At 69.6% G+C, this 12707-nt stretch carries 12 protein-coding genes; 9 read left to right on the top strand and 3 right to left on the bottom strand.

The features are described 5' to 3' along the window. The first annotated feature begins 366 nt into the window (after window positions 1-366). A complete protein-coding gene (locus ACLJPX_RS29795) occupies window positions 367-1983 on the top strand; it encodes an amidase (RefSeq protein ID WP_410603728.1) in 1617 nt (538 codons plus the stop codon). Window positions 1984-2029: 46 nt separating this feature from the next. On the opposite strand, the gene asnB is transcribed toward ACLJPX_RS29795, so the two are convergent. After that, window positions 2030-3856, bottom strand: a complete 1827-nt coding sequence (asnB, locus tag ACLJPX_RS29800; RefSeq protein ID WP_410603730.1) for an asparagine synthase (glutamine-hydrolyzing) — start codon at window positions 3854-3856, stop codon at window positions 2030-2032. A gap of 181 nt (window positions 3857-4037) precedes the next feature. Between asnB and ACLJPX_RS29805 the strand changes: the two genes are divergently transcribed. Further along, a complete protein-coding gene (locus ACLJPX_RS29805; protein ID WP_410603732.1) occupies window positions 4038-5336 on the top strand; it encodes a polyketide synthase in 1299 nt (432 codons plus the stop codon). Between the two features lie 39 nt (window positions 5337-5375). On the opposite strand, the gene ACLJPX_RS29810 is transcribed toward ACLJPX_RS29805, so the two are convergent. Beyond that, window positions 5376-5828 carry an SRPBCC family protein gene (locus tag ACLJPX_RS29810; RefSeq protein ID WP_410603734.1) on the bottom strand — a complete coding sequence of 151 codons (453 nt, stop codon included), beginning with the start codon at window positions 5826-5828 and terminating at the stop codon, window positions 5376-5378. Between the two features lie 273 nt (window positions 5829-6101). Here ACLJPX_RS29810 and ACLJPX_RS29815 point away from each other — a divergent pair, with 273 nt between their 5' ends. The 7 genes from ACLJPX_RS29815 to ACLJPX_RS29845 all read left to right on the top strand — a co-directional run bounded on the left by ACLJPX_RS29815 (window position 6102) and on the right by ACLJPX_RS29845 (window position 11887). Further along, complete coding sequence (locus ACLJPX_RS29815; RefSeq protein ID WP_044855193.1) at window positions 6102-6305, top strand: cold-shock protein; 204 nt, start codon at window positions 6102-6104, stop codon at window positions 6303-6305. A gap of 428 nt (window positions 6306-6733) precedes the next feature. Then, a complete protein-coding gene (locus ACLJPX_RS29820; RefSeq protein ID WP_410603736.1) occupies window positions 6734-8074 on the top strand; it encodes an ATP-binding protein in 1341 nt (446 codons plus the stop codon). Continuing rightward, on the top strand, window positions 8071-8499 hold the full coding sequence (locus ACLJPX_RS29825; protein ID WP_005153253.1) for a roadblock/LC7 domain-containing protein: 429 nt from the start codon (window positions 8071-8073) through the stop codon (window positions 8497-8499). Before ACLJPX_RS29820 ends, ACLJPX_RS29825 begins: the two co-directional genes overlap by 4 nt. Further along, window positions 8496-8849, top strand: a complete 354-nt coding sequence (locus ACLJPX_RS29830) for a DUF742 domain-containing protein (protein WP_020634220.1) — start codon at window positions 8496-8498, stop codon at window positions 8847-8849. The genes ACLJPX_RS29825 and ACLJPX_RS29830 overlap by 4 nt, the downstream gene beginning before the upstream one ends. Continuing rightward, a complete protein-coding gene (locus ACLJPX_RS29835; protein WP_410603739.1) occupies window positions 8827-9423 on the top strand; it encodes a GTP-binding protein in 597 nt (198 codons plus the stop codon). Before ACLJPX_RS29830 ends, ACLJPX_RS29835 begins: the two co-directional genes overlap by 23 nt. Then, complete coding sequence (locus tag ACLJPX_RS29840) at window positions 9420-10799, top strand: cytochrome P450 (RefSeq protein ID WP_410603741.1); 1380 nt, start codon at window positions 9420-9422, stop codon at window positions 10797-10799. Before ACLJPX_RS29835 ends, ACLJPX_RS29840 begins: the two co-directional genes overlap by 4 nt. Further along, a complete protein-coding gene (locus ACLJPX_RS29845; protein WP_410604061.1) occupies window positions 10781-11887 on the top strand; it encodes a cytochrome P450 family protein in 1107 nt (368 codons plus the stop codon). Before ACLJPX_RS29840 ends, ACLJPX_RS29845 begins: the two co-directional genes overlap by 19 nt. A gap of 75 nt (window positions 11888-11962) precedes the next feature. Here ACLJPX_RS29845 and ACLJPX_RS29850 read toward each other — a convergent pair whose 3' ends face one another. Then, complete coding sequence (locus ACLJPX_RS29850; protein WP_410603743.1) at window positions 11963-12613, bottom strand: SRPBCC domain-containing protein; 651 nt, start codon at window positions 12611-12613, stop codon at window positions 11963-11965. Between the last annotated feature and the right edge of the window lie 94 nt (window positions 12614-12707).

Consider the following 12707-nt stretch of genomic DNA (forward strand, 5'->3'; position numbering starts at 1 on the left):
CTCGCAGATCAGCCCGCGAGGAAATGTGCCCGGTTCGTTCAATTCGACGAATTGCACCGGTCGTTCTCGTGTCCGGTTACGAACCCTCGTCGCTCGCGCTTGAACTGTGGTTCCGGCCCCGGAATGGTGGATCACCCGGCTGGATGACCCGGCTCGCGTGTTGCCTGGTCAACGGGTTCCATTGTGGACAGGGTGGGGTTAACCCCACCCCGACTGGGCAGCAGGTGCCATCGCCTCACGCTGTCGGACGGCTTAAAGTTCGGTTATCGGACTTGGAGCCGGTCCACGCGGCAGGAAATCGATCCCCGCGTCAGAAAGTTCACCATTTCGGGGCACCATGAACGGTGCTCGAACAAGGAGGAAGAAATGCGTTCGTCAGCTCGAACACGACGGCGTGGGATCGTGGCGGCACTGACAGGCGCCTGTCTTCTGCTGCCCGCGGCGGCGCACGCCGACGATCGCACGACCTCGTTCCAGGCCGCGGACATGAGCACCGTGCTGGACCGGCTGACCATTCCGGATCTGCAGCGGGCCATGGATGGCAGGCTGCTGAGTTCCGAGCGGCTCACGCGTGGCTACCTCGAGCGCGTCGACGCCCTCAATCCGCGTCTGAACGCGGTGGTGCAGACGAATCCGGACGCGCTCGCGCTCGCGCGCCAGAGCGACAGCCGTCGCCGCGCCCACCAGGCGCGGGGACCGCTGGAAGGGATTCCGATCCTGCTGAAGGAGAACATCGACACCGCGGACCGCCAGACCACCACCGCGGGCTCGACAGCGTTGCGCACGGCGAAACCGGCCAAGGACGCGTTCCTGGTGCGGCGTCTGCGCGATGCCGGTGCGGTCATCCTCGGCAAGGCGAACATGTCCGAATGGGCCAACTTCTACGGGTCCAGGCAGATCCCGGGCTGGAGCGCCGTCGGTGGCCAGACCCGCAACCCCTACGTCCTCGATCGCAGCCCGTGCGGTTCGTCCAGCGGTTCCGCGGCCGCGGCGGCGGCCGGGCTGGCGACGGTGACGATCGGCACGGAGACCGACTCGTCGATCGTGTGCCCGTCCGCCGCGACGTCGACGGTCGGTATGAAGACCACGCTGGGGGTGGTCAGCCGCGGCGGTGTCGTGCCGATCACGAACCAGCACGACACTCCCGGCCCCATCGCCCGCACGGTGACCGACGCGGCACTGACCCTCGCCGTGATGGCGGGAGCCGACGCGGCGGATCCGGCCACGGCACCGGTCGCGGGCGCCCTGCCCGCCGACTACCGCACCCTGCTCGACCGCGATTCGTTGCGCGGCAAGCGAATCGGTGTCTGGCGCAAGGGACACGAGGGAATCGACCGCGACGTCGACCGGGTCTTCGAGTCCACTGTTCAGCGGCTCCGCGCCCTGGGCGCCACGGTCGTCGAAGGAGCGGATGTCCCCGACGTCATCGGAATGGTCCAGCCGCATTTGCTGCCCGCCGTGCTGACCGAGTTCAAGCACGACCTCAACGGCTATCTCGCGGCGACCCCGGGCGGGCACCCCAAGAACCTCACCGACCTCATCGCCTACAACAAGAGGAACGCCGCGATCGAATTGCCGGGCTTCGACCAGGACCTGCTCGAGATGGCCGACAAGACCGACGGGAACCTGAACGATCCGACCTACCGCGCCCACCGGGCGGCGGCGACCGGACAGGCCCGGGACTCGATCGACGCCGTCGTGAAGAAGTACCGCCTCGACGCGATCGTGACGGCCACCGACCTGCCCGCCCCGCCGATCTTCGGGGGCGGCGGTAGTCCCTTCGTCAGCAGCACCCGCAGCACGTCGACAGCCGGGTATCCGCACATCACCGTTCCTGGAGGCTTCGCCAGGACGGGGCTCCCGATCGGCATCTCGTTCCTCGGCACCCGCGCGACCGACGCGTCCCTGCTCGGTTACGCCTACGCCTACGAGCAGGCCACCCACGCCCGGAAGGCGCCGCACTACCTGCCCACCGCACGCTGACTCCAGCGAAACGACCGGCCACACCCCTCGGCGGAATCTTGTGTGTTCAGACCGTGTCCGCCGATGGGGTGGCCGGGTGGATCGTCCGCAGCCACAGGTCGAGGTTGAGGGCGAAGTCGATGCCCGCACGAGTGGCTCGGTCGGCCACCGGGCGCGCGAGCCGATCGCGAAGTCGTCGTGGGTCGAGGAAAGTCCACACCGGCGCGGTCGGTGTCGCCGCCAGGTCGTATGCCTGATCACGGATCACGCTGTCGTAGGCGGGGTCCTGGGTGATGGGGTACGGGGCTTTGGCCCGGGTGGCGACGCCGGCCGGGAGCAGACCGGCGGTGGCGGCCCGGAGGAGGGATTTCTCCCGGCCGTCGAAGGTGTGTTGTGCCCACGGTGTGTTGAAGGCGTACTCGACGAGGCGGTGATCGCAGAACGGTACTCGTACTTCCAGGCCGACGGCCATGCTCAGCCGGTCCTTGCGGTCGAGCAGGTCGGGCAGCCATCGGGTCAGGTGCAGGTGGAACACCTCCCGCATCCGCCTTTGGACGCCTGTTTCCCCTGGCAGCACGGGAACTTCCGACAGAGCCTGCCGGTAGTGGTCCGCGCGATGGGTGGTGATGCCGAGCGCGGCGGCGACGTCCTCGCGCAGCAGGGCCTGGTAAGTGCCGCTGCGGCCGGTCAGGTACCGCCACGGGTAATCGTCGGAGACCAGCGCGGCCGGTTCGTGGAACCACGGGTAGCCGCCGAAGACCTCGTCGGCGCTCTCCCCGGAGATCACCACGGTCGCATGGTCCCGGACCGCTTGGAACAGCAGGTAAAGCGACGTGTCCATGTCGCCGGTCGCGGGCGCGTCCCGGGCGGTGACCACCGCCTCCCGAACGGCCGGGTCGGTCAGCATCGCCGAGTCGAGCACGATGTCGCGATGGTCGAGCCCGCAGTGCCTCACCATGTCCCGCACGTAGGGGGCGTCGGGGGTGGCACGGAGCCGGTCCGGGACGAACTCGCCGGTGAAGTCGACGGAGAACGTGCGCAGTCCGCCCCGCGCGGCGCGCCTGCCCAGCGCGACCAGTGCGCTGGAGTCCAGCCCTCCCGACAGCAGTGCGCCGAGCGGGACGTCGGCGCGCACGTGCCGCTCCGCGATGTCTTCCAGCAGTTCGCGTACCCGGTCCACCGAATCCGGTACGGCGTCGGTGTGCGGGCGGGCCCGCAGTTCCCAGTAGCGGCACTCGCGGATTCCCCGGTCGTCGACCACCACCATGGTGCCGGGCCGGACCTCGCGCACGCCTTGGAAGAGGCTGCCGCCGGGAGTCCGGACGGATGCCAGGAAGTCGCGTAACCCGTCTTCGTCGACAGCCGGGGCGATGACTCCGCTGGCGAACAACGCTTTCGGCTCGGAGGCGAAGAGGACGCCGTGGCCGTGGCGCGCGTAGAACAAGGGCTTGACGCCGAGCCGGTCGCGCACGAGCAGCAGCCGTCCTCGCCGCGCGTCCCAGGCCGCGAAGGCGAACATCCCGTTGAGCCGTTCCGCGGCCCCGGTTCCCCATTCCAGGCAGGCGTGCAGGACGACTTCGGTGTCGGTGTCGGTGCGGAACTTGTGGCCGAGCAGTTCCAGCTCCGCCCGGAGCTCGGGGTGGTTGAACACCTCGCCGGAGTAGCTGATGACCATGAGCGGAAGATCCCGGTCATCGTGGAGCGCCATGGGCTGTTCGCCGTGTTCCGGGTCCATCACCGCGAGCCTGCGGTGGCCGAGTACCGCGTTCGCGCCCGCCCACACGCCCTCGCTGTCCGGCCCCCTGGCGGCCAGCGTGCCTGCCATCGCGCGGACCGGGCGGACCTTGTCGTTCAGTGGGCGGGTCGGATCGACCCAGCCCGCGATACCGCACATTGCCGAAGGCCTCCGGGACCCAGCACGAGACGCCGGACGCCGGCGCCGAAAGCGACCCGGGTGACTACCCGGACGGCGCGAATGATCACATAGAGTGCAAAGATTCGGCGGACAAGTGCCTGCCACCAATGAGTGTGAGCCAGGTCATAGCCGGCTGCGGCGCACACGCGAGGCGGGATTGATGGCGTACGACCCGATCGCGATCATCGGTATGGGCTGCCGGTTTCCCGGCGCGCCCACCCATGGTCGGCTCTGGGAGCTGCTCGGCGAGCGAGGTGACGCGGTCGCGAGGTCGGCTCCCGCCGGCCGGATCGACACGGCGGAACTCTACGACCCGACCCCGCGCCGGTCCGGCCACCTGGTCAGTCGTGCGGGCGGTTTCGTCGACTACGCAAGCGATTTCGATGCCGCGCTCTTCGGGATCACCGAACGCGAAGCCGTCGTCGTCGATCCACAGCACCAGGTCCTCCTGACCACCACGCGCGACGCCCTTCGTGACGCCGGCCTCGACGCGGAAGTGCTTGCCGGGCAGGACATCGGCGTCTTCATGGGGCAGAGCACCGGAGAACACTGGGACGCGCTCCGCACGAAGGCGACAGTGGACATGTACGCCATCGCGGGCGCTGCCGCGCGCAGCATGGCTTCGGGCCGCATCAGTCATGCCTGGGACTTGCGCGGTCCCTGCGCGACCGTGGACGCGGCGTGCTCATCGGGCACCCTCGCCGTGCACCTGGCCTGCCAGAGCCTGCGCACCGGTGAGTGCGATACGGCCGTGGCCGGCGGGGTCAGCCTCGTCCTGGGCACCGATCACACCGTCGGCTATTCCGCCGCGGGCATGCTGTCGCCCTCCGGGCGTTGCCGCTTCGCCGATGAAGACGCCGACGGGTTCATCCGCAGCGACGGTGCCGGCGTCGTCGTCCTCAAACGACTGGCGCGGGCACAGGCCGACGGCGACACCGTTCACGCGGTGATCCTCGGCAGCGCCCAGGCCAGCAAGGGACGGACGGCGAGGGCCATCATCGCGCCGTCCGCGGAGGGCTACCTCCAGGTCATCGACCGGGCCTGCGCCAACGCCGGTATCGCGCCGGAACGGATCGGTTACGTCGAGGCGCACGGCAACGCCGCTCCCGCCGGGGACACCATCGAACTGCAGGCGATCGGCACCGCCATCGGACGCCATCGAGAACCGGGGAAGCCCTGCCTGGTCGGCTCGGTCAAAACGAACATCGGGCATCCGGAGGCCGCCGGCGGACTCGCCGGCCTGATCAAGGCCGCTCTCATCGTGCGGCACCGCAGTATCCCCGCCAGCCTTTACGGCGATCGGCCGACTTCCAGCGTCGACTGGACCGGACTGAACATCGCCGGTGTCCGCGACCGGCTCGCCTGGCCCGATCCCGGCGCGGCGGTGGCCGGAGTCAGCACGTACGGACTGTCCGGCATCTTCGTTCACATCGTGCTCGGCGAACCACCGCGCGACTGAGTCGTTTCCGGCATCGTGCTCCAGAACTGTTCCAGGGAATCAGTGTGCGGGGCTGCCGGTGAGGGCGGTGCTGGCCGTGTCGAGGATCCTGCCGAAGACACGGGCCACCACGGGCCTGGCGACCCGGCGGATGAGCGCGTCGCCGAACGGCACGGGCAGTCCGACTCGGGTGGTCCACACGACCCGGGTGCCTCCCGGCACCTCGGTGAAGGTCATCCGGCCGAGTTCATGGCGGGTCGGGGGAAAGCTGCGTTCGACGACATAGGAGAACTCGTACGGCGGCTGGTAGGCGGTGATGCGCTCCCGGAACCAGCCGATGAGCCAGGTGTGCAGCCGGATGGCGCCGACACCGTACGGCGCGCCCTGGCCATGGCGAGCCAGGCGTGCGCGCAGCACGAGCGGGCTGCGGGTGTAGTTGGTCGTGGTGGCGCACCAAGCGAAGACCTCGCCGATCGGCGCCGCGATCACTCGCTGCACGGTCACGGTTTCCATGTGTCGGCTCCGTTCTGCCCTGGCCTGCCCTCCGGCCCGGCCAAAGGAAGGACACCTGACGGACGTCGGATGTGACAGCGATGGTTGTGCCGTCGGTCACAGCACTGATCTCTGCCGAAGGTGGTGCTTGCCGAGGCTCGATGGCCCAAGTGGTGGTAATCGCGCCGGCCTCGGCTCCGACGGGTGCACAGATGGGCCGGCGCCTGAGAGTATGGCTCTTGAGATCAGGGCATGGTCAGGGCTCTGACGCACGATGAAGAGCGGGTAAAAAGTATGGCTCAGGGCAGTGTGAAGTGGTTCAACAGCGAAAAGGGCTTCGGCTTCATCGAGCAGGATGGTGGCGGGCCGGACGTGTTCGTGCACTACTCGGAGATCCAGGGCAACGGCTTCAAGTCCTTGGATGAGGGACAGCGTGTGGAGTTCGAGATCGGCCAGGGCCAGAAGGGCCCTCAGGCCCAGCGCGTCACCGCGGTCTGACGTCTCGTCGGCGGAGGTCCTTGCCCGATCGGGCAAGGACCTCTGTGCTTTGAGGAAAGGATCCAGGCGAGTCGGCCGGAGCTTGTCGAGTTGTCTCGGTTCGTCCCACGCCGGTCTCGGTAAATCCGGCGGCGTCGAGGAATTCGCTGCAGGCAAAGCGTTGGTGACGGTCGCTCCCGGATGCCGTTCCGGTGCGTACTGAACATCCGCGTCGGCAAAGCCGCGCCGCCGGTGACCTCGCGGCCCGGACCGCTCGGCTTACCCTGCGCAGAACCACTTTTTCTCGCGGGAAGCGGCTGCCGCTCACGGCGTGTTTGCGCTACGGTACTCGCTGCTGATGACGTCCTTCGATCCCCGATGCCGTGGAGCTGCCGCATGATTCCCCGGCTCGGCCCAGGCGTCCTTGCCCTGTCGATCGTGAGGATTCCATGGAGTACCCCCTGCTGACGGCGGCGCTGGTCTGTGTCTCGCTGCTCGCCGCGGCCTTCGCGCTGTTGCTGGTGCGCCAGCGCCGGGTCACCGTCAACACCGGCCGTCGTGGTGAGCAGTTGCTGGCCGAACTCCGCGCCCGTGAAGAGGAAGACCGGCACCTGCTGCACAGGCGGCTGCCCGCGATCGTCGAGGCGCAGACCAACCAGGCCGTGGCCGTGCCCGGCCCTTTGCGTGCCTTCAACGGCGAAGACCCGCACCGCGAACTGCTCGTGGTGATCAGCGAGCTGACCGGTCAGACCCGCCGCAACGCCGCCGAATCCGCCGCAGCCACCCTGCGCGCGATGATGCGCACGGTGCAGAACCTCGCGGGGGAGCAGCAGGTGCTGATCTCGGCGATGGAGGAGCACCACGACAATCCCGACGTGCTCGACGGTCTGCTCGGTCTGGACCACGCGAACTCGCAGCTGGGCCGCCGTGCTCAGGCGACCGCCGTGCTGTGCGGTTCGTGGCCGGGCCTGCAGCGTTCCGCCGCGACCCTGACCGACGTGGTGCGCGGGGCCACCGGCCGCATCCGTGACTACGCACGCGTCCAGATCCCGGCGCCTTCGGACACCGCGGTGGTCAGCCAGGCCGTGGAACCGGTGGTGCTCGCGGTGGCCGAGCTGCTGGACAACGGCGCCCGCCACTCGCAACCCGGCTCACCCGTGCAGGTCACCTTCCAGCAGGCGCACAACGGGCTGGCGATCGTCATCGACGACGCCGGGGTCGGCATGACGGTGGAAGCGGTGCAGCGCGCGGGCTGGCTGCTGGAAGGCCACGGCGGTCAGGACATCGCCGCGCTCGGTGTGCCGCCGCGGATCGGGTTCGCCGTCATCGGCGTGCTTTCCCACCGCTACGGCTTCCGCGTCTCGGTGGACATGCGCTCGCCCTTCGGCGGGGTGCGCGCGGTCCTGTTCCTGCCGAGCGAGCTGCTCACCCGCGCCGCCGCCCCGGCGCCGGTACCGCAGGAAGTCCCGTCGCTGGCCGCGCCCGCCAGCCCGGCCGCGATCACCCCCAGCCCGACCCCGCCCGTGCGCGTTCCCGCGCCGGAACCACAGCCGGCCGAACCGGCCGGGGAACTGGGTACCACCGAGCACGGCCTGCCCCGCCGTCGCCGTCGTGCCCCGGTGACCGGGGCGGCCACCACCACGTTGTCGGTTCCGGTGCCGCAGCCCGCCGCGCCGGAAGTGACCGAGTCCCCGGTGAACCACAGCCCGGTCGCCACGGCCACGGCCTGGCAGCGCGGCACCCGCCAGGGCCGCGCTTCTTCCACCGATGACGAAAGGGATTTCCAGTGAGCAGCTCCGTCACCACCAACAACCGGTTGGGCTGGATGCTCGACCAGGCCCTGCAGATGCCGGAGACCATCTCCGCGGTGCTGCTCTCGGCCGACGGCCTGCTGATGGCCCATTCGCAGGGAATCACCGTGGAGGACGCCGAGCGCACCGCCGCCGCGGTCTCCGGGCTCCAGTCGCTCGCCCGCGCCACCGGCGAGTTCTGCCGTCAGCCGCCGGAGCAGTGGCGGCAGACGCTGATCGAATTCGACGGCGGGTTCGTCTTCCTGACCTCCGCCGGACAGGGCGCCTACGTCGCGGTGTCCACCACCGGCCGGGTGGACATCGAGGGCGTTTCCTCGCGACTGCAAGAGCTGGTGCAAAGACTCGGCCAGGAACTCACCGCGCCACCACGCTTTCCGGCCGAGGGACCTGGCAACCCGGCATGAGCGGGCAGCGGCGGGAACGGGCGCTGGTCCGGCCGCACGTGGTCACCGAGGGCCGGGCCCATCCGACCCGCAACACCCTGGACGTGGCCACCGTGGTGCTGGCCACCTGGGCGCCGGTGACCGGGCTGAGCCCGGAAAAGCGGCGGGTGATGGAGCTGTGCCGGGGCGGCGCGCTGGCCGTCGCGGAGGTGGCGGCGCATCTCAAGCTGCCCACTAGCGTCACCAAGGTGCTGTTGTCGGATCTGCTCGACAGCGGGCACATCGAAGCACGGGCCGCGGTGCGCGAGACCGAAGTCCCCGACCAGCAACTCCTGCAGAAGGTACTCGATGGCCTCCGTGCTCTCACCTGACCGATACGTTCCCGCCACGGTCCGGACTTCGGTGAAGATCCTCATCGTCGGCCCGTTCGCGGTGGGGAAGACCACCTTTGTCGGCACGCTCTCGGAGATCCGCCCGCTGCGCACCGAGGAGCGGATGACCCAGGCGGGCGCGCTGGTCGACGACCTGTCCGGTGTGCGCGGCAAGGACACCACCACGGTGGCCATGGACTTCGGGCGCCTGACCCTGAGCGACGAGGTGGTGCTCTACCTCTTCGGCGCCCCGGGCCAGCAGCGGTTCACACAGATGTGGAAGGACTTGGCCCACGGCGCGCTCGGGGCGCTGGTGCTGGTCGATCCCAGCCGCCTGCAGGACTCCTTCGACGTGATGGGCCTGCTGGAGGAACTGGACCTGCCCTACGCCGTGGCGGTCAACCAGTTCGACGGCGCGCCGCGTTTCCCCGATGCCGAGCTGCGCGAGGCGCTCGATCTGCTACCCCAGACCCGGTTGGTCACCTGTGACGCCCGCGATCGCGCGTCCGCCGCCTCGGCGCTGATCAGCCTGGTCGACTACCTGTTCACTCCCGGCCGCCAGGAGCATCCGTGACCGTTCCCGCCATCCCGCCCGTAGGTTGTCCCGCGCACGCCACGCGCACCCCGCTCTACGACGAGGAGTTCGCCGCGAACCCGGCGGGGGTCTACGCGCGGATGCGCAAGGAACACGGCCACGTCGCGCCGGTCGAGCTGGCGCCGGGGGTGAACGCGAGCCTGGTGCTGAGCTACGAGGCGGCGCTGGACGTGCTGCGCTCCCCGCAGACCTATCCGCGGGACCCGCGCCGCTGGCAGGCCACTCAGCCGCCGGACAACCCGGTGATGCCGATGATGGGCTACCGGCCGAACTGCCTGTTCACCGACGGCGCGGTGCACGCGCGCTACCGCAGCGCGGTCACCGACAGTCTCTCGCGGGTGAACCCGCACGCCCTTCTGGACTATGTGGAGAAGGCCGCGCGGGAGCTGATCGCGAAGTTCTCCCGGACCGGCCGGGCGGACCTGCTCACCGAATACGCCGGAACCCTTTCCCTGCAGGTGTTCAACCACCTCTTCGGCTGCCCGCCGGAACTGGGCGAGCGGCTCACCGCGGGAATGCGCGGGATCTTCGACATGGTGGATCCGGAGCGCGCCAACGCCGAGCTGACCGCGGCCATGCTGGACCTGCTGGCGCTCAAGCGGCGGCAGCCGAGCCAGGACGTGCCCTCGTGGATGATGGCGCATCCCTCGGGGCTGACCGACGAGGAGATGCTGCACCAGCTGGTGCTGCTGATGGGCGCGGGCACCGAACCGCAGCAGAATCTGATCGCCAACGGGCTGCGGCTGCTGCTGGTGGACGAGCGCTTCGCCGGGGACCTGGCCGGCGGCAGCCTGCACGTGGACGACGCGCTGGAGGAGATCCTCTGGAGCGACCCGCCCATGGCCAACTACTCCGCCGGTTACCCCTATCCGGCGGCCGACCTGATGGGCGCGCGTCTGCCTGCCGACGAGCCCGTGGTGATCAGTTTCGCCGCCGCCAACACCGATCCCGAGCTGGGCGAAGCGCAGCGGGCCGGCAACCGGGCGCACATCGCCTGGAGCGCCGGGGTGCACTCCTGCCCGGCGCAGGGCCCGGCGCGGCTGATCGCCACCACCGCCATCGAGACCCTGCTCGACGCGCTGCCGGATCTGCGCCTGGCCGTGCCGGACGCCGAACTGCGCTGGCGGCCGGGCCCGTTCCACCGCGCGCTGGCCGGTCTCCCGGTCCTGTTCACCCCCGTCGTCGCACCGGCCAGTCCCGTTCCCGACCCGACAGGAGAGCACCCATGGCACCAGCCCGCCCGTTCGTCCTCGATCCCAACGGCCGTGACATCCACACCGAAGGCGCCGAACTCCGCGCCCGCGGAGCCGCGACGCTGGTGGAACTCCCTGGCGAAGTGGTGGCGTGGTCAGTAACCCAGCCGGACCTGCTGCGGAAACTGCTGTCCGACCCGCGGGTGTCGAAGAACCCGAACCTGCACTGGGCGGCCTACCGCGACGGTGAGATCCCCGAGGACTGGCCGCTGCGGATCTGGGTCTCGGTGCAGAACATGTTCACCGCCTACGGCGGCGACCACCGGCGGCTGCGTTCGCTGGTGTCGAAGGCTTTCACCCCGCGCCGGGTGGAAGCACTGCGGCCGTGGGTCGAGGAGCTGACCACCGGCCTGCTGGACCGGCTCGCCGCCGGGCCGGATTCGGTGGACCTGAGGGAGAACTTCGCCTATCCGCTGCCGATCGAGGTGATCTGCCAGCTGTTCGGCGTGCCCGAAGAGCACCGGCCGGAGCTGCGGCGCGCGGTGGACGGGGTGTTCAACACCTCGCTCAGCGCCGAGGAAGCGCAGGCGAACGGCGTGCTGATGTACGGGATTCTCGGGCAGCTGGTGGCGAACGGGCGGGTGAACCCCGGTGAGGACCTCGCCAGCGGCCTGATCGCCGCGCGGGACGAAGACGGTTCGGTGCTGGAGGAGGCCGAGCTGATCGACACGCTGATCCTGATGATCTCGGCCGGGCACGAGACCACGGTGAATCTGCTGCACCACGCGATCCTGGCGCTGCTGACGCATCCGGAGGAGCTGGCGAAGGTGCGCTCCGGAGAGCACACCTGGGCCGAGGTGATCGACGAGACCATGCGGTGGCAGGCGCCGATCGCGAACCTTCCGCTGCGGTACGCGGTTGAGGACATCGAGATCGACGGGGTGCACATCAAGGCGGGCGAGGCGATCCTGGCTTCGTACGCGGCAGCGGGCCGCGCGCCCGAGGCGCACGGTTCCGACGCGGACGAGTTCCGGCTTTCGCGGGAGTCGAAGAGCCAGCACCTGTCGTTCGGGCACGGGGTGCACTACTGCCTCGGCGCGCCCTTGGCGCGGCTGGAGGCGGAACTCGCACTACCGGCGCTGTTCGAACGGTTCCCCGATCTGGCCCTGGCGGCGGAGGTTTCCGAACTGGAGAAGATGCCGTCGTTCATTTCGAACGGGCACACGAGTCTTCCGGTACGCCTCAAGTGAATGCGGTGAGGGTGGCTTTCACCGCATTCCGCGGTGAAAGCCACCCTCACCGAGCCATTCCGGGTAACCGTCAGTTCATCGCTCGTCGCCTCCGGGGACGTAGAACGCGGTGGTGGCCTCGACCGCGGCCGCCACGTGAACCGGATCGCCACCCGCGGCCAGGTGGGCTTCGCCCCATGCCGCGGCGCTGCGCCTGGCGAACTCGCGTCCTGCGGGCGAGGTCTGGAACTCCTCGTGATCGAGCGCCTCGCCGTCGGCCAGAAACCGGGACAGCGTAAGGAGATGCAGGTCCCAGCCCACACCGCCGGCACCGGGGCCGTAGGTCGGGAACATGGGCTCCCCAACGGCCGCCGCGTGGACCAGTTCGAACTCGGTATCCCCGGCAGGGCCCGCGGACAGGCGCACCTCGACCTCGCTCGTGCCCGGCCATTCGTCGGCGCCCGGCCCGAAGAGCCAGGACACCCGTAGCCGCCGGGGCGGGTCGCAATGGAGGATCTCGCCGTGTTCGCCGCCATCCAGCTCGAACGACCCGCCGAGTCGCAGGTCTCCGGTGACCGGCTTCAACCAGCGGCCCAGGCGCTCAGGATCGGTGATGGCGTGCCAAACCTCGTCGACCGACGCGTCGTAGCGACGCCGCAGCTCCATCGTGTAAGCGTCGCCGGCGGGCAGGGTGGCCGCGCCCATGGTCCTGCGGGCAGCGGCCAGTTCGTCCAGTATGTCCTTCAAGTCATGTTCCTTACGTCGAGTTCACGCCGTCCGTCGGGATCACCCTGCCCGCGCCGCGCGAGCTCGCCGAGGATGTCGAACGCCTGCACAAACC

Origin of the sequence: Amycolatopsis sp. lyj-90 (assembly GCF_046549035.1) — a bacterium.
Lineage (GTDB): Bacteria > Actinomycetota > Actinomycetes > Mycobacteriales > Pseudonocardiaceae > Amycolatopsis.